This is a genomic window from Thalassobacillus pellis, from assembly GCF_016908295.1.
GTDB lineage: Bacteria > Bacillota > Bacilli > Bacillales > Halobacillaceae > Thalassobacillus > Thalassobacillus pellis.
In genome coordinates, this window is the sequence record NZ_JAFBDO010000001.1 from 718,221 (window position 1) to 739,221 (window position 21,001).

The following is a 21,001-nucleotide window of genomic DNA, read 5'->3' on the forward strand; positions in this document are numbered from 1 at the left end:
AAAGAATTACTGTTTTGGCACCTCGATCAATACGGCATCTCCCTGACCGCCGCCACTGCAGATAGCGGCAATGCCAAGACCTCCACCGCGGCGCTTCAATTCATAGATCAAAGTCAGGATGATCCGTGCCCCGCTTGCTCCTATCGGGTGTCCCAGTGCGACTGCGCCGCCGTTAACATTCACTTTGTCTTCATCAAGACCTGCGATTTTTCCGCTTGCAAGGGAAACTGCCGCAAATGCTTCGTTCACTTCAAACAGATCAATTTCATCCAGTGTTTTTCCTGCTTTTTTCAAAAGGGAATTGATGACAAGCCCCGGTGTAGTTGGGAAATCCTTCGCTTCAACGGCAACTTCATCGTGGGCAAGAATTGTTGCCATCGATTCTGCGCCAAGCTCTGCTGCTTTTTCGTCGGACATTAATAGCATCGCACACGCTCCATCATTGACTCCAGGAGCATTTCCCGCAGTGATGGTACCGTTTGAATCAAATACCGGGCGCAGCTTAGCCAGCGATTCCTTGGATGTATCCCGGCGTGGTGCTTCATCGGTATCAACGACAACCGGCTCACCTTTCCGCTGCGGCACTTCTACTGAAACGATCTCTTCAGCAAGCTTGCCGTCTTCGATCGCCTTCACTGCCAATTGGTGGCTGCGGTAAGCCCAGTCATCCTGCGCTTCCCGGCTCAATTCATATTCATTGGCGACATTGTTCCCATAATTGCCCATATGGACACCGTCAAAGGAGCATGTCAACCCGTCATGGACCATCATGTCTTTCACTGCGCCGTCACCCATTCTTAAGCCCCAGCGTGCTTTCGGCATAAAATATGGCGCATTGCTCATGCTTTCCATTCCACCAGCAACAATGACCTCTTCATCTCCTAAGCGGATGAACTGGTCTGCCATCGTCACACTGCGCATCCCGGACGCACAGACTTTATTGATGGTTTCTGTTTTCACTTCCCATGGAATTCCTGCTTCCCGTGCTGCCTGTCTGGAAGGGATTTGCCCCTGCCCCCCCTGAAGGACAGTGCCCATGATCACTTCATTGACGTCTTCTGCTTTAAAGGATGCTCGTTCCAGTGCTTCCTTGATCGCTCGGCCTCCCAGCTGCGATGCGGTAAGTGTACTTAACCCGCCTCCGAATTTTGCAAACGGTGTTCTCGCTCCTGAAACAATGACAGTTTTTCTCATTTATAAGATCCTCCCTTTGTATGGTAACGCTTTCAAAAAAGTTACTTAACACGAACAGCGACAATATCATATCAGGTTGTGCTTGTTACCTTCGCACCTATCTAAAATTCGTGTGATTTCACCACGATTGAACGCTCGCTCAACCTGCCCTCACAAGGAAAGTGTACAAAACTTTCTGTACACTTTCCATACTTTTCGAGAGGCTACGCTGTTTTTTCCTGTTTTTCTTTGAAAATCGACTTTGCCAGAATTTCGGCAATATCCATGGTTCCTACGTTTTCCTCGACTTCTTTGGCTTTCGTACCATCGGACAGCATCGTCAGACAGTACGGGCAGCCACTGGATATCATCGTCGGATTGGTTTCCAATGCTTGTTCTGTCCGGGCTACATTGACGCGGTTTCCAGTTTTCTCTTCCATCCACATCATTCCACCGCCTGCCCCACAGCACATACCATTTTCCCGGTTCCGTTTCATTTCAGCCAGTTTCACTCCAGGTATCATTTCAAGCACTTCCCTAGGAGGCTGATATACTTCATTGTATCGGCCGAGATAACAGCTGTCATGGTACGTAATTGTTTCGTTTACTTCGTGTACCGGATGCAGTTTCCCTTCCTTCAGCCATTCTGCTAAAAGCTCTGTGTGGTGATATACTTCTGCTTCAAAGCCGAAATCAGGGTATTCATTTTTAAAGGTATTATAGGCATGAGGGTCAATGGTGATAATCTTTTTGACTTCATGCTTTTCGAATTCCTTGATGTTCTTTTCGACAAGCTCCTGGTACAGGAATTCATTCCCCATACGGCGCGCGGTATCTCCGGAGTTGCGCTCCTTGTTCCCAAGGATGGCAAATTTGATGCCTGCTTCGTTCATAAGCTTGGCGAATGCAAGAGCAATCTTCTGGCTTCGGTTATCATAAGCCCCCATTGAGCTTACCCAGAACAAATACTCGAATTCTTCTCCTTCTTTTTTCAATTCTTTTACTGTAGGAATGCTGACATCAGGCTCGAGGTCGCGCCAGTCTTCCCGCTCTTTCTTGGAGAGACCCCACGGGTTACCCTGGCGTTCAATGTTCATCATGGCGCGCTGGGCATCAGGATCCATACGCCCTTCTGTCAAAACAAGGTAACGACGCAGGTCGATGATTTTATCAACATGTTCATTCATGACCGGGCATTGATCTTCACAGTTTCGGCAAGTGGTACAAGCCCATAGTTCTTCTTCTGTAATAACGTCACCAATCAGGCTGTGATTCTGAGCGTCTTCCACGGCTGCCGCCGCTTCCCCGCCGCCTTTGCTTTGGGCCATTTTTGCCAGTTGGTTACCCTCAGTGTTGGAAAAAGCATAAGACGGCACCCATGGCGATTTTCCAGTAACCGCTGCTCCTTTTTCTGTCAGGTGGTCACGGAGCTTGATGATCAGGTCCATCGGTGACAGCATTTTTCCTGTACCTGTTGCCGGGCAGACATTCGTACAACGTCCGCATTCAACACATGCGTAGAAGTCAATCATTTGCAGCTGGTTGAAATCTTCTATTTTCCCTACACCAAAGCTTACCTCATCTTCGTCTGTATCTTCATCGACGTCGAAATCAATTTTGGTAAGCTTGCCTGGAGGTGTCTGCCTTGTCAAAAACACATTAACGGGAGCAGCAAGCAGATGGGCGTGCTTCGATTGTGGTACATAAACCAGAAAAGTAAGCAATATCAACAGATGGATCCACCACATGACAAAAAAGACAGAAGCGGCAGCGACAGGGCTCATCCATCCGAAAGCGCTTGCAATTAATGACGCAACAGGTTCTGTCCAGACGGCATCATGGCCATGCCAGATCTGCGCCATTCCGTTACCGATCAGCACTGAAACCATTAATCCGCCAATGAACAATAACACAAGGCCAGCTTTGAAGCCACGCTTCAACCGGACAAGCTTTTCAATATAACGGCGGTGAAAAGCCCAGACCACTGCGACGAGAATCATTAAAGTGACAATTTCCTGGAAAAAAGTGAACCCAGGATAAAACGGTCCCAATGGTAAATGACTGTCCGGGGCAAGCCCTTTCCAGATAAAATCAATGGCACCGAATTGTACAAGCAGAAATCCATAAAACATCATGACGTGAATAATGCCGGACTTTTTATCCTTCAATAATTTCTTCTGTCCGAAGACATTAACGGCTATGTGTTTTAGTCGTTCCTTGATTTCCCCATCAAACTCGAACTTCCTCCCAAGCTTGATATAGGCGATTCTAGTTTGAACGACACGCACGAATAAGTATAAACCATAAATGGTGACAGCTAAGAATAATATCCAATTCAACAGCAACAGCGCGTTCATTCGTCTCCCCCCTCGTTGATAATAAATCTGTGAAGCCATTCATAAAAAAATTCAGAATCTTATACTTTAACTATAAAACTGAATGAACATTCAGTCAACATATATTTTTATGGCTTCCAAATACAACATTATTAGAATTAAGGGAACACTAATGTTAAGTCTGGATTAACTTGGCTTGTAGCCATTCCCTAATGGCGAAAGCCCTTCGTTTCACTAATACATTAATCCTTAATAAGTAAAAAAAGGAAGATTATGATGGGATGGATAATAGGAATAATCGTTTTTATTGCAGTTATCATCGTAATGGCAATCATAGATTTCAAACTGGGCAGTGCCTACCTGAAGAAAAATCACAGGCATTTGACATTCACCAAGACGAGCGGCGATTACCTGCTGTATCACAACGGCAATCGACTTTTCGACGAGATGTATGTCGACATTACTAATGCCGTAAAACAAGTTGACGTTCAGTTTTTCATCATCAAAACCGATGATATAAGTCAGCAGTTCTTTGATCTGTTCAAGCAAAAAGCCCGGGAAGGCGTACAAGTAAGAGTGCTCGTCGACCGACTCGGTGGCTACCGGATCACGAAAAAATGGCGGGAGGAACTGGAGCAGGCGGGCGTGGAATTCCGATTTTCAGAAAAACCACATTTCCCTTATTTTATTTTCCACCTGAACCGAAGAAATCACCGGAAAATTGTTGTCATCGACGGTAAAATCAGTTATGCCGGCGGCTTCAATATTGCTAGAGAATACCTCGGGAAGGATGCAGAGATGGGAGATTGGCGGGACTATCATTTGCGGCTCACAGGCGAGGTCGTCAAAAATCTTCATATGATTTTTCTCGATGATTGGTATTTGGCAGGAGGAGGAAAACACGCTCCCATGCCCCCCTCTGACAAAGGCAGTAAGGAACTGTTGGTATCTCCGAATGAGTGTGGCCGGATGGAAAAGGAATTCTTGAAAATGATTAAGGCTGCTGAGGAAGAAATCCTGATCGGAACGCCGTATTTCATCCCGACAAGGAAACTCATGGAGGCCCTGAAACTAGCGGCTGCCCGCGGGGTAATGATCAAGCTGCTCTGCCCGCTTAAATCAGACCATCCGTTTGTCAAAGAAGCAGGAATTCCTTACTTCCGTGAGTTATATCAGGCAGGCGGGAGGATCCGTTTTTATGATGCAGGTTTTTACCATGCGAAAGTATTCATCGTCGACCGGAAACAATGCGACATTGGCACCGCCAACTTCGACTTGCGCAGCTTGTTCCTCAATAAAGAAGTGAATATTTTCGTCTATGACCCCGGGTTCATCGATCATATCCGGAATTTGTATCTGAAAGATTTTGCTGATGGTTTGTCATATGACCAAAATTGGCTGGCTGATCGATCCCTTGGAACGAGAATTAACGTGCAGATAGCCCGGCTATTGAGGCCGTTATTATGAGTTCACCTGATCAGGTTGGAGAGCAGAGGCCCTACCCATACAAAAAACTTGAATCCAAGGTAGATGCCGATAATTCCAGCCACTCCTGCCAGAGCAGGCGGTGCCGGGATCGGCAGCTTGAATAATGCAAATATAAACCCGACGGCAAAGCCGGTGACAAGCGCGATAATGACTTCTTTCATTGTAAAGCTCCTTTCTTCCGATTTAAAAAGAGGCTCTTCCGAACAGGGAGCCTCTTTTTCGTGCATTTAATTACATTTTTTCAGGGGCAGATACGCCAATCAGCTCCATTGCATTTGAAAGCGTAGTGCGTACAGCTTTCATCAAGGCTGTACGGGCTTTGGAACGTTCCGGATTCTCGGTATCTAAAACCTTTTCTGCATTGTAAAAACTATGCAGGCTGGAGGCAAGATCGAATGCATACTGAGTGACCCGGTGCGGTGTTCGTTTTTCGGCAGCATCAGCAATTGTTTGAGGAAATTCCCCAAGCCGCTTCAACAGTTCTTCCTCTTTTTCAGCATCCAATAATGCAGCATCAAATCCGCCTTCGATGGTCACACCTTTTTCTTCTGCCTGCCGCAGCATGGAACAGATTCTTGCATGGGCATATTGAACATAGTAGACTGGATTTTCATTGGACTCTGATCTTGCAAGATCCATATCAAAGTCAAGATGGGAATCACTTGAACGCATGGAGAAGAAATAACGCATGGCATCGATTCCGACTTCCTCCATCAGCTCCCGTAACGTGACAGCTTTTCCTGTCCTTTTACTCATTTTCACTTTTTCCCCATCCTGGAAAAGATTAACCATCTGAATGATCTCCACTTCCAGGGTTTCCTTGCTATAGCCTAGTGCCTGAATGGCTGCCTGCATTCTTGGAATATAGCCATGGTGGTCGGCTCCCCAGATGTTGATCAATGTATCAAAGCCGCGATCGAGCTTGTTTTTGTGGTAGGCAATATCAGGCGTAAGGTATGTGTAGCTGCCGTCCTGTTTGATCAGCACGCGGTCTTTATCATCTCCGAAATCTGTTGTTTTAAACCAGGTGGCCCCATCCTGATCGTACATATATCCTTTATCTTGGATAACTTTGAGGGCCTCCTCGATTTTACCATCCTGATATAAAGAAGTTTCAGAGAACCACTCGTCAAAATTGACGCGGAAATCCCGAAGGTCTTTCTTAATTTCTTCCAGCTCAAATTGGAGGCCGTACTCCCGAAAGTAAGCGATGCGTTCCTGATAAGGTTTGTCCGCCCATTCCATACCGTGGTCAGCAGCGAGTTTCTGGCCAAGCTCGATGATGTCTTTCCCATGATAGCCGTCCTCCGGCATATCCCATTCCTTTCCGATAGCCTGCATGTATCGGGCTTCCACAGAATAGGCAAGGTTATTGATCTGGTTACCAGCATCATTGATGTAATATTCGCGTGATACATCATACCCCGCTTTTGTTAAAATATTACAGAGCGAGTCACCTACTGCAGCTCCCCTGGCATGTCCGAGATGGAGTGTCCCTGTTGGATTCGCTGAAACGAATTCGACCTGAATTTTTTGACCATTCCCCGTTTCACTTGCACCGTAACCCTCTCCCTGCTCAAGAATGGCTGCGACAAGGTCGGTCAGGTATTGATTATCCATATGGAAGTTGATGAAGCCCGGACCGGCAATTTCGACTTTTTTGATAGAGGCTGCTGATGTATCAAAATGAGCTACGATATCTTCCGCGATCATGCGTGGCGCTTTTTTCGCGATACGCGCAAGCTGCATAGCCATATTGGTGGCATAATCCCCGTGTGCTTTATCCTTCGGCTGTTCCAGAACCACTTCCGGCATTTGTTCCTCTGTCGCCAATTCTGCTTTCAACACTGCCTGCACGATTTCCTGCCTCAGCTTCTGCTCTGTCTGTTCTAAAATATTCATTCGGCTGCCTCCTTATGATAGGTCAATGTCAAGCGATGACGCTGCGTGACCTCATGATTCAAAGTTAAACGATAACTGATGAACAGCCTTCCTTTACTTCCCTGTTTCAAGGAATGGTGTTCAATCTGATCAGTGAACGTATGCATATGAAAAATTCCATACGTATGATGGTACTTATTTTCCGTCTCCCGTTTCCGTTCAAAAATCTGATGCATTTTTACAGCACCAGAACGTTTGATACTTACTTTTTCCGGCTGGATGGTGACCATCGTCTCGATTGGACCGCTTTCCTCAGGGTGTTCCGTGAACTTCAGGACAATCGTGCTGCCCCGTTCGAACAGTCCTCCTGGTTCCTCAAGGACGACGTTTTCCTTTCTACCCCCATCCCTGATTTCCGTGACAAGGCGGATGGCAACTGGTACCTTGCTGGAACTCATGCTATCTCTCCTTCAATTTTTACTCAATTCCGATCTTCTTAACCTTTCCATTATAAAAATTGAGTCGAAAAATCGCAAGTCCAAGCAGAAAAACTTGGCTAGCGCCAGTCCATACGGCGAAATATTTAGTTTTACTTACACTTTAATCCTTTAACAAAAGTTAAACTTTCTCAAAGTATAACCAAAAGCACAAGCGCCTTTTACCCCCGACCAGTTTAAGACAAGCCTCGCCGTTACGTTCTATGTCACAGAGAGGACTGACTTAAGGCCTCGAGGGGATAGGCGCTGGAGCTGGATGAACCAAAAGCGGTTTGGGGGCGAAGCGATGGTGAAAATATTCCCTGACACACATATAATCCGAACTGATTTCAATGAAAACGTTCGGATTATTTTAAACTTTATTAAGTTTTCCCAGCAGCCTAATCCAATCATTTTACCCAGCCAAGAAGCATTTCCCTGACGAATTTACTTGCGGCTATGGCCGTCTGTTCGGTGGGATCATAGGCTGGGGCGACTTCGACAAGGTCAGCTCCAACTACCTCAACATCGGATCCTGCAATCAGGTGTATAGCTTCGAGCAATTCCTTAGAAGTTATACCGCCTGCTTCCGCTGTGCCTGTCCCGGGAGCAAAGGCAGGGTCAAGAACGTCGATATCAATGGTGACGTACACTTTCCTTCCGGCTAAACCAGGAAGAACTTTTTTCAACGGCTCTGCTACATCGTATTTGGCCATATGCATGCCGCTCTCTTCTGCGTACTTGAATTCTTCGCGCATGCCTGATCTAATTCCAAACGAGTAGACATTTTCAGGGCCAAGAAGCTCACACGCTTTCCGGACAGGGGTGGAATGAGACAGAGCTTCTCCTTCATACTCCTCTCTCAAGTCGGCATGGGCATCGATGTGGATCAGCGCTATATCCTGATATTTTTTCTGGAATGCTTTGATTACCGGCCAGGTGACCAGATGTTCTCCCCCGAGGCCTAATGGAAACTTTCCATCATCAAGCAAGCGGGTGATGTATTTTTCAATCATATCAATGCTCCGTTGCGGGTTGCCAAACGGAAGCGGAATGTCTCCGGCATCAAAATAGTTCACTTCTTCCAGGTGCTTGTCCAGATAAGGGCTGTATTCTTCCAGACCGATGGATGCTTCCCTGATTCGGTTTGGTCCGAACCGTGACCCAGGCCGGAAGCTGACAGTCCAATCCATCGGCATGCCATAAATGACAGTCGAGGCTATTTCGGCATCTTCCCTGCTCATGATAAATACCTTTCCTGAATATGCCTCATCAAATCGCATAATTTTCCTCCTTCTTATTCCGTTAAATCTTTGACGAATTTAGGCAGAGCAAAAGCCGCCGTATGCAGTTCCGGTGTATAATATTTTGTTTCCATTTCGTGAAAGCGGTCTGCGGGAACCTTCAAGGGATCGTGCTGCTTGCTCCCCATGGTGAAGCTCCACAAGCCGCTTGGATAAGTAGGGATATTGGCAGTATAGACTTTTGTAATCGGAAAAGTTTCTTTAACATCGTTATAAACCTGCCGAATGAGTTCTGCTTTGAACCAAGGGTTATCTGTCTGGGCAACAAATATACCATCATCTTTTAACGCTTTGGCGATTCCTTCATAAAAACCTTTACTGAACAGATTGACCGCTGGACCTACAGGTTCCGTGGAATCCACCATGATGACATCGTATTCCGAATCACTTTCTGCAATATGCATGAAACCGTCAGCTACCTTCACTTCCACACGGGGATCATCCAGTTTTCCAGCGATTTCCGGTAAAAATTCCTTGGAGTATTCGATCACTTTCCCATCAATTTCCACCAGGGTCGCTTTTTCAACCTGCGGGTGCTTCAATATCTCCCGGATAACCCCGCCATCTCCGCCACCGACAACAAGAACGTTTTTCGGATCAGGATGGGTGAATAATGGGACATGGGCGACCATTTCGTGATAGACAAATTCATCCTTCTCAGTGGTCATGACCATATCATCCAGGATGAGCATGTTCCCCCATTCTTCTGTTTCAACCATATCAAGCTGCTGGAAATCCGTTTTTTCTGTATGCAGCGTCCTTTTTATTTTAGCTGTAATTCCGAAGTTATCTGTCTGTTTTTCCGTAAACCAAGTGCTCATTCGTGAAAACTCCTCTCCTATTTCTTTTGCATTTAATAGACACGTATCCTTTTCCATTTTGAATGAAACAATCAAAATATAAGACTTTCCGTTAGAAAACCACTCATTCACTCGTCCCTTCGTGAATGCGTTAGTTTTTATACTTGGAACTTTAATTTTTTCATTAAGTTGAAAAACTCGTTGCAAAAATTCAATATATTCCTAGCGTGTCAAAAAAGCAAGCTTTTTCTCCATGTTTAATTACCCATCTATTATCCCATAATAATAGCAATCTTAAAAAATGGAGATTAGGAGCGCTCATGATGAAAAAATGGTTCCATCGTCAAAACAAATGGATACGGACTGCCATCCTGGCGACAGCAGGCATGACTGCGGCCACCATTGCTGCGGCTGTGGTTCTGTTTTTATTTATCGTCATTCAAGGTCCCCCGTCGTTAGTCACAGAGCAAAACACCATTTATTACAGTAATGACGGAAAAGTAATTGAGGAAGACTTCGGCAACCAGCGGAGGTATTGGGTTGATTTGAAAGGCATATCCCCTCATTTGATCGAAGCAACGCTAGTTATAGAAGACCGCAACTTTTATGATCATGCTGGCTTTGACTTGAAAAGAATTATAGCAGCAGTGCTGACCAACATCCGTAATCTGGAAAAAGCAGAAGGCGCCAGTACAATCACGCAGCAATACGCCAGGAATCTCTATCTGTCTCATGAAAAAACTTGGCTGCGAAAAGGGAAAGAAGCCATTTACGCCCTGAGACTTGAAATGTTCTATGATAAAGAAGAAATACTGGCAGGTTATTTGAACACAATCTATTATGGTCACGGCGCTTATGGAATCGAAGCCGCGAGCCGTTATTATTTTGATAAACATGCGGATGAATTGAGTGTGCCAGAAGCGGCGATGCTTGCTGGCATTCCAAAAGGTCCAAGCTATTATTCTCCTTTTAACAATGAGGAAAATGCACAATTCCGGCAAAAACAAATTCTGGCAAGCCTCGAGGCTTCAGGTTACCTGGACGAAAAAGAAGCCGAACTTGCAAGCAAGGAAGCCCTCACCTATAAGAAAACAGAGGAAGTAGAAGTACCGGATATTGCTCCTTACTTCCAGGATGTCGTTGCCCAGGAAGCGATGAGTATTCTGGATATCAACCGGGAAGAACTGACAGCTGGAGGCTATCATATTTATACCACGCTTGATATTAAGTCCCAAAAGCTTCTCGATAAAGCTTTTCAGGAACGCTTGAGCAAGTCATCTTCTATCCAGGCGGCTGGAATGGCGATGGATCCGGACACAGGAGCGATTGTTGCTCTGAAAGGTGGAAGAAATTACGAGGAAAGTCCATTTAACCGTGTGACACAGGCCAGAAGGATGGTTGGTTCAACAATTAAGCCATTTCTTTATTACCAGGCTCTCTCAAGTGGATTCACTCCGACGACCCAGCTGGTCAGTAAGCCGACGACATTCGAACTCGAAGACGGTAAAACCTATGCCCCTAGTAATTTTGATGGTTATTACGCCGATGCCCCGATAACAATGGCACAGGCTTTAGCCCTTTCGGACAATATTTATGCGGTAAAGACCAATGTTTTTCTCGGTCCTGATAAGCTCGTTGACACTCTTAGAAAGTTCGGAATACGCGGGGATATTCCTGCAGTTCCTTCGTTGGCACTCGGGACGGCATCCCTATCTTTATATGATATGACTGCTGCCTACAGCCGACTGGCCAATGCGAACGAAAAAATCGATCCGCATGCCATTCGAAAGATTACCGACCGTCATGGGCATGTATTATACGAGTTTGAAGAACCGGAGGGAGAAGGCAAAATCAATGAAAAACGTGCGTTCCTGACAGCCCATATGATGACTGGAATGTTTGACTCCTCCCTTGATGGATATATGAGCGTCACTGGCTCACCGATTGCAGACAGGCTGACAAGGCAGTATGCCGGAAAATCCGGAACAACCAACACCGACAGCTGGATGATCGGCTTTAGTCCGGAACTGGTTACAGGGATCTGGACCGGGTATGATGAAAGCGAGAACATTACCAGCGTAAAAGAATACCGTTACGCAAAAAATATGTGGGCAGATTTTATGGAAGCTTCGCATAACGGGAAAAGCCCACAAACACTGAGTGCGCCAGACGGAGTGGTCGGTGCTTATGTCGACCCGGAAACTGGAAATCTCGCCACACCCTATTGTGAAAATCAAAGGCTGATGTATTTCTCAGAAGGTAAAGAACCGAGAGAATACTGTAACCTTCATATGCATGAAGATTTCAACCTTCCGGATCAGGACAAAGGGGAAGAACGAGGCTGGAAAAAAGTTTTGGAATGGTTGTTCTAAGGTTACTGGGCATCCTAGGAGGCTCTATGCAAAAATTCACTTACCTGTCCATATATTAAATGAAAGGAAAATTCCATAAGAAAAAGGCCGGAAAAATCCACGGCCTTTTTCTTTGTCCTAGTAACATGTATAAACCATGTGATAAATATTTTACAAACTTCGGAAGAAAACCTCAAACGTTTTCACCAATGGTTCACAATTCTGCCACATTTTCAAAAAAATTCGTTAGATTAAACATTTAACGCTTGCTTTAATTCTTCTGAAGAGTTCTCCCACATTTCAGCATCATGCTCTTGCAGGAATTCACCCAGTAGCCGTTTTGATTTATCGTCCATATGTTCCAGTACCATTCGGCCTTTCAATGATTTATCCATATGATTGACGTGTTCCGGCAGTAACTTGTAACCTCGGCGTATTTCCCTGTCGACAATGATTTCACTTCCTGCAACTCCGGAATAATAAGGGCCGCTTTCGTCACGATCCACTGTAACCCAGACAATCCAATATAAGAGCCCGTTCGGCACTTCAGATTTGTCTGTGAGGAATTTAATCCTTTTTTCAACCGCACTTCTGGCGTGCATTGCTCCCATATCCACGTAGGCTTTCTCTTCGTTGGGGTCGACAATGACAGGGGACATGTTTTCTAATGTCACAGCACCTACTCCATAGCCGCCATGGCCATCGGTCGAATCATCCTTCAATATGGTGAACTGGCTTTTCTTCTTATCTTTATCTTTCCCTTGTTTGAATTGATCGAATTCTTTCATTGTACATGGCTCCTCCTTTGCTGCTCGTCTGTTTTAACATTTTAACACATCGGCCGCCTGCGTTTCAGACGTGGCGTATTCCATATGATCAGAAACCATGATTAGCCACTTCTACATAGGAGCCAAGTCCAGCCCTGGCCTACCCTTCTCTTTTCAGCGGAAGTGTGCAGCAACGGAAAGAACCACCTGATTTAATGATTTCTGAAAAATCAACTTCTATGATTTCAAATCCTTTATCTATCAGCTTACGATTTACCTGCTTATTTTGTGGAAGGCTGATTACCACCCCTGGAGCAATGGAAAGTACATTTACACCTAACGTAAACTGTTCTTTTTCGTTTACTTCAATCAGCTTATAATGACGGCTCAGCATGTCATACTCTTTTTTATTCAAGGCATCTGGATAAACGAGGGCATATTCAGGAGACAGGATATTGAAAACACAATCAAGGTGAAGATATTCTTTTTTAATAGGAATAGGAACTACTTTTAGATCAGGAAGTAAATCCTGCAGACATTGCACACCTGATAGAGTCGTCCGACCACTCAAGCCAACCCAGACGTAGCCTCGATCGACAATCACATCTCCACCTTCAATGGAGTTGTCCTCGATTTTCCTCCAAGGCGCTCCAGATCGATCAAGTACCTGCTCCAGAATGGCTTCTTCTCCTGTCCTTATCTCATTTCCCATATTCGATATAAATACCTGCGGCCCGATGCATACCCCTATATCCCTGGTAAAAACCTGCTCGTTGAACCCTTCCTCGGCAGTAAGCTCAATGACTTCTATCCCATGGTTCCTCATCAACTCCACAAATTCCTGATGCTGTTTCCGGGCTGTATGAACGTCAATGTTCTCTTCTTTATAACGCTTTTGTGTTTCGTTTATAACCTGGTCAATACGCATAAAGTCAGGGGGACAGACAACCACCCTTCTCAACTTTCCGTATTCTGTCATACACCCGACTTCATTTTCCATCCTCTCATCTTCCCTCCATAAGACTGCCATATTAACACCTCAATCCTGCATTATATATTCGAACACATTCCCTTCTTGTCCACTTGCAAACCTTCCTGAACGTCGGTTCTTCCTCTATCAAGTATTCTGTCCAAATGCAAAATATTCATCATTTATTAAGCTGACGTTACAATTCGATTGTTTTTTCTGCAAGGAGTTTAAAGATTTTGGAAGGTTGGTAATGGATGAATGTAGCGCCGGAAGTCAAAAAAAATGATGAAGGGAGGTAATCACTTGCCAAAGGGAACCGATAACCAAAAGGAAAAAGGCAATGAAAAGAAGATGGGCTTCGATTCTTCTGGTCCAAAAAAACGGAGAAACGAAGATTTCCAGTATGACCCTTCCCGTTTATCGAAAACTGTCGACAACGACGACGACCCGGTGAGCCATAAATATAAGCAGGACAATTTCAAGGATTTAAAAAAAGAAGATGATTAAAACCTATATTTTCAAAAATTACAAAAATATTACTGTAAATAATTAGGTTTCAGGAAAAAATCATCGTGGTAAATAATTGACAAGCTAACAGAAAAAGGAGGTTTTTTCCAAATGACTAAAAATAACAATCAAAAAATGAGTTATGAAGAAGCAGGAAAAAAAGGCGGAGAAAAAGTAAGTGAGAAGTACAGTCAAGAACATTTCGAGGAAATCGGAAAAAAAGGTGGCGAAAAGGTTAGCGACAAATACAGCCAGGAGCACTTTGAAGAAATCGGCAAAAAAGGCGGCCGAAACTCCGGCTCTAACAATAATTCCTAACCAAACCATCGTTACATCATTCAAGCATCAGCTTGAATTTCAAATATCAATATAAATTATTTAGGAGGTTATATAATGGCTAAAAACAACAATCGTAAAATGACTGTCGAAGAAGCAGGTCAAAAAGGTGGAGAAAAAGTAAGCGAAAAATATAACCAGGAACACTTCGAAGAAATCGGCAAAAAAGGCGGAGAAAAGGTCAGCGACAAATATGACCAGGAACACTTTGAAGAAATCGGCAAGAAAGGTGGAGAAACCACCAGCGAAAAATACGATCAGGAGCATTTTGAAGAGATCGGTCAAAAAGGTGGAGAAACTACCAGCCAAAAAAAGGACAAAGAATTCTATAAGGAAATTGGCCAAAAAGGCGGAGAAAAAACAAGTGAGAAGCATGGAGAAGAATTCTATGAAGACATCGGCCAAAAAGGCGGAAAGAATTCCAATTCCAAATAACTTCTCACTGGTTACGGTAAGAGGGCTGCCCTGTAGCGAGGGCAGCCCTTTTTTTGAGCAGGAAAACACCGCTCTCTAAAGATTGTAACAAAGGAAAAGCGGGTTTCCAAGAAGTAAGCGCGGACGAAAAGGGACTTTTCCACCTATTCTCCGCGCATTTTCCTGATAAATTCCCAAGCATCCGTCATTTCCTCGTCCGTATAATTCTGTTTACTTTTCACGGATAGAACCTTTTCATTTATTTCTCCATGAGGCAGATATTCAAAATATAGAATTGTTGATACGAGCTCCAGAAACCTTGAACTTCTTTCTTTCATTTCTGCTATCTGTTCGCCCATTTCAGGAAGTTCAAGATGATAATGATCCAAAAACCTCCTGCCAGCCTCTGTAAGCAGATAACGATACTGATAATAATTTTTTTTCTCTTCCTTTGTTTCTTTAAGAAAGCCAAGGTTGCAAAGTTCCTCCACTCGAAGTGTCAATTCCTCTGAGTACGGCCCGTAGAAGTGGAACTGAAACCGTTCTTCGAATGGCACCTCACATTTTTTCAGAATATAAATGATTTTTTGCAGTTTCTTTCTTCCGATGATTTCTCCTGAGCTGGCAAAGAAATGCATCAGCTTTGTATGGTTTTCCAGCACAACGGCTCATCCCCTTATCGGTACAATATTTCCAGGATCCGTTTTTTCGTTTTACTCCGGCTCGACAGTTCTTCCAGTCGGTCGAGCGGGAAATACAATTTATGGTCGGTCCGCTTCTTCCCTGAAATAGACTCAACAATCTCAGATTGGCGGGATAATTCCTTCAATTCCTGATTCGGCATCAACAGATGAATTGGCAGCCTTTCCTCTTCTTCACCTGGTCTGTAGAAGTCATACGGCAAGTCGGAGCTTGAATCGACCACAAGGTAATAGTCAGGATTCAGTCCTGCTTTCTGGAATAATCGAAAAAGTTCCATCCATTCATTCATCTGGTGGTTTGGGTTGAATTCAATATATTTGAACAGACGTCGATTAACGAAACGTTCACATAAATCGCTAAGTATCGGATCGTCTTCATTCATCCAAATTTGGAAATAATACATCGTGACAGCTTCATCCAGTTCCAGGTATTCCTTCAATGTCGGTTTTTCGGCGAAAAAAGACAAAAAGTGGGTCGGCTTCAGTTTAAATGCATAGTCATTTTCATGGAGTTCCTTTGCACGATGAAGAATTTTTGACAGAATCACCTCTGCACTACGTGTCACAGGGTGGAAGTAAACTTGCCAGTACATCTGATAGCGGCTCATTATGTAGTCTTCTACCGCATGCATGCCGCTCTCTTTTACGACAACCTGGTCTTCCATTGGCCGCATGACCCTAAGTATCCGTTCCATATCAAAATGGCCATAGCTGACTCCTGTAAAATAAGCATCCCTTTGGAGGTAATCCATCCTGTCCGCATCGATCTGGCTTGAAATGAGACTGACAATCAATTTATTCTCATACGTCTTATTGATGACGTCAGCGACTTTCTGCGGAAATCCATTCTCCACTTTTTTCAAAATCGCATTAATAGTTGTATCTCCAAGCAAAATTTGCTGGGTGAAATCCTCATGGTCAAGCTTGAACACTTTTTCAAAGGAATGGGAAAATGGCCCGTGTCCGAGATCATGGAGCAAAGCTGCACATAAGATAAGCAGCCGATCCTCCGGGTTCCAGTTCGGCCTGTCCTCGAAATTATAGATGATCCGGCGGACGATTTCATACACTCCCAGGGAATGATTGAAGCGGCTGTGCTCCGCCCCGTGGAATGTAAGATAGGACGTCCCTAATTGCTTGATCCGACGCAGCCTTTGGAACTCAGGAGCCCCGACGAGATCCCAGATAACGCGATCCCTAATATGTACATACCTGTGGACAGGGTCTTTAAAAACCTTTTCTTCATTTAATTGCTCGTTTCGGTAGGCCATTTGCTAATCCTTCCAATCGACATTTTTATCTATTATATAGTTAATTGGAATGAAAAAAAACTCCTTGACATGACGAAGGCTTAGATTAAATACAGTCAGCAGAGGGTTTTACTGGTGAAAATTTTCGAGTGAAGATACGTCCCCCATCGAACCAGTGATTTTGTTATAATAGGATGGTTGAATGGAACGTAAAAGGAGTATGGAAAATGACGCGGATACATCCCTTATTAACCCCAGAACAATACCGGTTCATCGATCAAAGTACACTCGGGCCAGGATTTTCTGCCTTACAGTCCTTTGCAATGGATGATTCCCTGACGATGTCGGTGGGACAAGGTCTGTCCCCGACGACCGCCAGGCTCTGGGTGCATCATGATACAATTGTGCTTGGCATACCTGATGCCAGGCTGCCTTATATAAATAAAGCTGTACATTTTTTAAAAGATAACGGCTACCAGGTGATCGTCCGAAATTCAGGCGGACTTGGTGTCGTATTGGACGAAGGGGTATTGAACCTTTCTTTGATTTTCCCTGATTCAAAAACCGTCAACATCCATGAGGGCTATGAAGCGATGGTTGGTTTTGTCCGCTACCTTTTCAAAAGTTATACGGATAAAATAGAAGCATACGAAATCACCCAATCTTATTGCCCCGGCACCTATGATTTAAGTATAGACGGGAAAAAGTTTGCGGGCATTTCCCAGCGCCGGGTTAAAAATGGTTCTGCGGTACAGGTATATCTCGATATCACAGGAAGCGGTGCCAAACGGGCAGGTCTCATGCGCGAATTTTATTCAATTGGAAAAAAGGAAGAACAGACCCGCTTCCTCTATCCTGAAATCGACCCGAAAGTGATGGCTTCCTTGAACGAACTGCTTCCGCTTAGACTATCTGTTCCAGAGGTAAGAAACATGATTCTGATGACTCTGCAGGAATTGAGCGGCAAATTAGTCACAGACGGCCTTAACGAAGTAGAAGCGGGATGGTTCGATAAGCGATTTGAGCAGATGATCGATCGGAACCGTAAAGCATTGGAAAACTGAGAGATCCATCGCTTTTTTGTTGGCGTCAATCGTCTCATTATTTTCTATTCTTCTCCCGAATCGCTTGCCGGCGGATGCTTGCCGCGGGCACGGCCTCAGCTAACTTGGTCAAGAAGATCACTTGACCAAGTGAATCTTCGGATCGCGCTGTTCCCGCAGGCGTCACCGCCTCTCGCTCATCGTGGAATCAACCATGATATAACCGTATATCTTTTTTTAACTTTAACATTGGCCAACCTGAAAAAAAATACATAAAACCTCATAAAAGTGTAGAGGACATAGAAGCCCTTAAATTTAATTCAATAGCGGAACCGCCTTGCCCACCCCTGACAAGCTTTAGTCGATCCTCGTCGTGACACTCTTTATCAACAGCGAAGATCGACCGCTTTTTAAAAACCATACCTTATCTAAATTTTCCGTTTTTTAGTGGCCTTGAAAGATTGGTTCAGCCTTTAAATAAAGAAAACGTCCAGAAAAGCTTCACAACGGGAAGAATCTGGACGTTTTTTATCTATTAAAATGATACAGCTGCTTTTTCTGCTTTTTCTAAACCTTCTTCTACGATTTCTTCTGCTTTTTGCGGAAATTGGTTGTGTCCTTCGATTACGATGGTAGTGATATCTTCTACTCCCCAGAACCGCAGCATGTTTTCAACATAATTGACGGCCATTTCCACAGACTGGGCCGGACCCTCGGAATAAACACCGCCACGGGCATTCAGTAACGCCACTTTTTTATCAGTCAAAAGACCGACCGGACCTTCTTCAGTATATTTGAAAGTCTTGCCTGCCTGAGCAAGGTAATCCAAATAGGTGTGCAGTACCGCTGGGACAGTGAAATTCCAAAGTGGAAATGCGAAAACCACTTTATCCGCTTTAAGGAATTGGTCAAGATATTTGGATACTGTTCTTGTAGCTTGACGCTCTGCTTCCGTCAATTCCATATCGCGGGAAAGCTTGAACATCCCGTTTATTTTGTCGTTATCGTAGTAGCTCAGGTTTTCCTCAAATAAGTCTAATTCTTCGATAATATCATCCGGGTGTTCCTCTTTATATTTTTCTAAAAAGGTGTGGTAAAGCTTTACGCTCACCGCCTGATCGATTGGTCTTGAATTTGCTTTGATGAAAAGTGTATTAGCCATGTTGGTACCTCCATTTATTTGATTAGTTGTCATAGCAACTTGAAAACATGGTAAGTATGTGACAGCAACGAAAGATGGATCAGTTTTTCGATATATTTTTATTAATCTTTGCAAGAAGTTTTTCCAGCTCAGCCAGTTCCCCTTCTGACAACCCATTGCAAACAATACGATCGAATTCCTCGGTTATCGGTATGACCTCTTTTCCAAGCTTTTCTCCGCATGGTGTCAGATACACCTTAAAAGAGCGTCGGTCTTCCGGGCAGTTAATCCTTTTGATGAAACCTTTTTTCTCTAGACTGGAAACCATCCGGGCAATATTTGTCTTATCTTTATTAAGTTTACCGGCCAATTGGTTCTGGGTCAGTCCATCCTCTTCCCACAACAGCATCATGATCAGGTTCTGTTCAGGAGCAAGGTTGAATGGCTCCAATTTTGATTTGATATAACTTGTCAGATTCAAATCGGTCTTATGGACTTTAATACTGAGGTAATCCTGAAACCCTAAATTCAATTGCCCTACCTCCATCTATTTAGTTGCTATACATACTATTTAGCGATGTTAAGTATATCGACGCCATTTTAAAATGTCAAATGATAATATTCAGGCAGTAAATCGTCAAAAAGACACAAAACTTCCATACCCGATTAAGAGGAAAATAGACTATAATAGAAGATAATAATAGTGGCAAAGGGGGAAATTTTTATGTACCCGATTTTAATAGGAGTCATATTACTTGTCAGTCTCATTGCCCTGGTTGGTACGTTGTATGTCGGCAAAGATATTAATAAGACGATTCAGAAGTACGAGGAACAAGGTGATACTGCTGCAGCGGAGTTAGAACGGTCCAGGAATTACGAGAAAGCTTCCAATTTGAAAGCCTTATCCATTATTTATATTGTCACATTCATCATTACCACAATTCTGGTAGCTATTTTTATCCTATAAAAAAACGGAGTCCACTTAATCAGTGAACTCCGCTTTTTTGCTTTTTACACAGACTGAGCGGCTGTAATGATTGCCAGTTTATAAACGTCATCCGGGCTGCAGCCTCGTGATAAATCATTAACCGGCTGGTTTAATCCCTGAAGCACAGGGCCGACTGCATCAAATCCGCCTAACCGCTGGGCGATTTTGTAGCCAATATTCCCTGCTTCAAGGCTTGGGAAAATGAATGTGTTAGCTTCCCCTTTCAATGGAGAATCAGGCGCTTTTTTCTCAGCGACGGACGGAACAAATGCAGCATCGAATTGAAATTCTCCGTCCAGAACTAAATCTGGATTCTTTTCTTTAGCAATTTGCACTGCTTCCGAAACTTTTTCCGTTTCGGGTGATTTCGCAGAACCTTTTGTAGAAAAGCTAAGCATTGCCACCTTTGGCTCGACATCAAACAGTCTGGCTGTTTCAGCGCTTGTTATGGCTATCTCTGCGAGGTCATTACTGTCTGGACTCATGTTAATGGCACAGTCAGCAAATACATATTTTTCATCGTCTCTTACCATAATGAATACGCCAGAGGTTTTCTGAATTCCTGGCTTTGTCTTGATGATTTGCAGTGCCGGGCGAACAGTATCCGCTGTAGAATGAGCCGCCCCACTTACCAATCCGTCAGCATTTTCCATATAAACGAGCATGGTTCCGAAGTAATTTTCATCCTTCAGTATCGTCTTGGCGTCTTCCTCTGTCGCCTTGCCTTTCCGGCGTTCTACAAAGCTTCGGATCATCTCATCCATAAACTCATACTTGTCAGGGTCGATGATTTCGGTCGAGGAAATATCAAGTCCTAGTTCGCCTGCTTTCTCTTTGATTCTTTCGGCATTCCCGATGAGGACAGGCACCATTACACCATTATTCGCAAGCCTGCTTGCTGCTGTCAGAATGCGATCATCAGTTGATTCCGGGAATACAATTCGCTTTCCTTTACTTTTGATTTTATCTGTCAGAGTATCAAATAGATCACTCATGTTTATCCCTCCATAAACAACTCTCCTTTAATGATAAAACACTATTTCACTGAAGGAAAGTGATACGTAAATGTGAATCG

Annotated in this window: 21 protein-coding genes; 7 read left to right on the forward strand and 14 right to left on the reverse strand. The window is 44.1% G+C overall.

Annotated elements, in window-relative coordinates; all coding sequences use genetic code 11:
* Positions 1–6 precede the first annotated feature (6 nt).
* On the reverse strand, positions 7–1,194 hold the full coding sequence (locus JOC33_RS03400; protein ID WP_205090934.1) for an acetyl-CoA C-acetyltransferase: 1,188 nt from the start codon (positions 1,192–1,194) through the stop codon (positions 7–9).
* Between the two features lie 203 nt (positions 1,195–1,397).
* Complete coding sequence (locus JOC33_RS03405) at positions 1,398–3,530, reverse strand: heterodisulfide reductase-related iron-sulfur binding cluster (RefSeq protein WP_205090935.1); 2,133 nt, start codon at positions 3,528–3,530, stop codon at positions 1,398–1,400.
* A 252-nt stretch (positions 3,531–3,782) separates the two neighbouring features.
* Here JOC33_RS03405 and cls point away from each other — a divergent pair, with 252 nt between their 5' ends.
* Positions 3,783–4,976, forward strand: coding sequence for a cardiolipin synthase (cls, locus tag JOC33_RS03410; RefSeq protein ID WP_205090936.1), 1,194 nt, complete (start codon positions 3,783–3,785; stop codon positions 4,974–4,976).
* Positions 4,977–4,978: 2 nt separating this feature from the next.
* Here cls and JOC33_RS03415 read toward each other — a convergent pair whose 3' ends face one another.
* The 5 genes from JOC33_RS03415 to speE form a co-directional block, all read right to left on the reverse strand.
* Positions 4,979–5,158: a XapX domain-containing protein gene (locus JOC33_RS03415; protein ID WP_205090937.1), complete on the reverse strand. Its 180-nt coding sequence runs from the start codon at positions 5,156–5,158 to the stop codon at positions 4,979–4,981.
* 70 nt (positions 5,159–5,228) lie between these two features.
* Positions 5,229–6,899, reverse strand: coding sequence for an arginine--tRNA ligase (argS, locus tag JOC33_RS03420; protein ID WP_205090938.1), 1,671 nt, complete (start codon positions 6,897–6,899; stop codon positions 5,229–5,231).
* Entirely contained in the window at positions 6,896–7,336 is a 441-nt protein-coding gene (locus JOC33_RS03425) for a YwiB family protein (RefSeq protein WP_205090939.1), read from the reverse strand. Before JOC33_RS03425 ends, argS begins: the two co-directional genes overlap by 4 nt.
* 428 nt (positions 7,337–7,764) lie before the next feature.
* The gene (gene speB, locus JOC33_RS03430; protein ID WP_205090940.1) at positions 7,765–8,637 is read right to left on the reverse strand and encodes an agmatinase; all 873 of its coding nucleotides are present in this window, start codon (positions 8,635–8,637) and stop codon (positions 7,765–7,767) included.
* A gap of 14 nt (positions 8,638–8,651) precedes the next feature.
* On the reverse strand, positions 8,652–9,479 hold the full coding sequence (gene speE / locus JOC33_RS03435; protein WP_205090942.1) for a polyamine aminopropyltransferase: 828 nt from the start codon (positions 9,477–9,479) through the stop codon (positions 8,652–8,654).
* Positions 9,480–9,781: 302 nt separating this feature from the next.
* On the opposite strand from speE, the gene JOC33_RS03440 reads away from it, so the two are divergent.
* Positions 9,782–11,830 (forward strand): transglycosylase domain-containing protein, encoded by a 2,049-nt coding sequence (locus JOC33_RS03440; RefSeq protein WP_205091531.1) that lies wholly within the window; start codon positions 9,782–9,784, stop codon positions 11,828–11,830.
* Positions 11,831–12,060: 230 nt separating this feature from the next.
* Here the strand turns inward: JOC33_RS03440 and JOC33_RS03445 are convergent, their stop codons facing one another.
* Together JOC33_RS03445 and JOC33_RS03450 are read right to left on the reverse strand one after the other, a co-directional pair.
* Positions 12,061–12,597, reverse strand: coding sequence for a YwhD family protein (locus JOC33_RS03445; protein ID WP_205090944.1), 537 nt, complete (start codon positions 12,595–12,597; stop codon positions 12,061–12,063).
* A gap of 139 nt (positions 12,598–12,736) precedes the next feature.
* Positions 12,737–13,606, reverse strand: a complete 870-nt coding sequence (locus tag JOC33_RS03450; RefSeq protein ID WP_205090946.1) for a dimethylarginine dimethylaminohydrolase family protein — start codon at positions 13,604–13,606, stop codon at positions 12,737–12,739.
* Positions 13,607–13,849: 243 nt separating this feature from the next.
* Here JOC33_RS03450 and JOC33_RS03455 point away from each other — a divergent pair, with 243 nt between their 5' ends.
* The 3 genes from JOC33_RS03455 to JOC33_RS03465 all read left to right on the forward strand — a co-directional run bounded on the left by JOC33_RS03455 (position 13,850) and on the right by JOC33_RS03465 (position 14,824).
* On the forward strand, positions 13,850–14,053 hold the full coding sequence (locus tag JOC33_RS03455; RefSeq protein ID WP_205090947.1) for a hypothetical protein: 204 nt from the start codon (positions 13,850–13,852) through the stop codon (positions 14,051–14,053).
* 111 nt (positions 14,054–14,164) lie between these two features.
* Positions 14,165–14,371 (forward strand): stress-induced protein, KGG, repeat-containing protein, encoded by a 207-nt coding sequence (locus tag JOC33_RS03460; protein WP_205090948.1) that lies wholly within the window; start codon positions 14,165–14,167, stop codon positions 14,369–14,371.
* Between the two features lie 75 nt (positions 14,372–14,446).
* Complete coding sequence (locus tag JOC33_RS03465) at positions 14,447–14,824, forward strand: con-10 family general stress protein (protein ID WP_205090949.1); 378 nt, start codon at positions 14,447–14,449, stop codon at positions 14,822–14,824.
* Positions 14,825–14,967: 143 nt separating this feature from the next.
* Here JOC33_RS03465 and JOC33_RS03470 read toward each other — a convergent pair whose 3' ends face one another.
* A complete protein-coding gene (locus tag JOC33_RS03470; protein ID WP_205090950.1) occupies positions 14,968–15,465 on the reverse strand; it encodes a YwgA family protein in 498 nt (165 codons plus the stop codon).
* A 14-nt stretch (positions 15,466–15,479) separates the two neighbouring features.
* Positions 15,480–16,775: an HD domain-containing protein gene (locus JOC33_RS03475; RefSeq protein WP_205090951.1), complete on the reverse strand. Its 1,296-nt coding sequence runs from the start codon at positions 16,773–16,775 to the stop codon at positions 15,480–15,482.
* Between the two features lie 206 nt (positions 16,776–16,981).
* Here JOC33_RS03475 and JOC33_RS03480 point away from each other — a divergent pair, with 206 nt between their 5' ends.
* The gene (locus tag JOC33_RS03480; RefSeq protein WP_205090952.1) at positions 16,982–17,818 is read left to right on the forward strand and encodes a lipoate--protein ligase family protein; all 837 of its coding nucleotides are present in this window, start codon (positions 16,982–16,984) and stop codon (positions 17,816–17,818) included.
* A gap of 514 nt (positions 17,819–18,332) precedes the next feature.
* On the opposite strand, the gene JOC33_RS03485 is transcribed toward JOC33_RS03480, so the two are convergent.
* The gene (locus tag JOC33_RS03485; protein ID WP_205090954.1) at positions 18,333–18,959 is read right to left on the reverse strand and encodes an FMN-dependent NADH-azoreductase; all 627 of its coding nucleotides are present in this window, start codon (positions 18,957–18,959) and stop codon (positions 18,333–18,335) included.
* A gap of 79 nt (positions 18,960–19,038) precedes the next feature.
* The gene (locus JOC33_RS03490) at positions 19,039–19,470 is read right to left on the reverse strand and encodes a MarR family winged helix-turn-helix transcriptional regulator (protein WP_239533958.1); all 432 of its coding nucleotides are present in this window, start codon (positions 19,468–19,470) and stop codon (positions 19,039–19,041) included.
* Between the two features lie 192 nt (positions 19,471–19,662).
* On the opposite strand from JOC33_RS03490, the gene JOC33_RS03495 reads away from it, so the two are divergent.
* On the forward strand, positions 19,663–19,905 hold the full coding sequence (locus tag JOC33_RS03495) for a hypothetical protein (protein WP_239533959.1): 243 nt from the start codon (positions 19,663–19,665) through the stop codon (positions 19,903–19,905).
* Between the two features lie 44 nt (positions 19,906–19,949).
* Here the strand turns inward: JOC33_RS03495 and pta are convergent, their stop codons facing one another.
* Positions 19,950–20,921 (reverse strand): phosphate acetyltransferase, encoded by a 972-nt coding sequence (pta, locus tag JOC33_RS03500; protein ID WP_205090957.1) that lies wholly within the window; start codon positions 20,919–20,921, stop codon positions 19,950–19,952.
* Positions 20,922–21,001 lie beyond the last annotated feature (80 nt).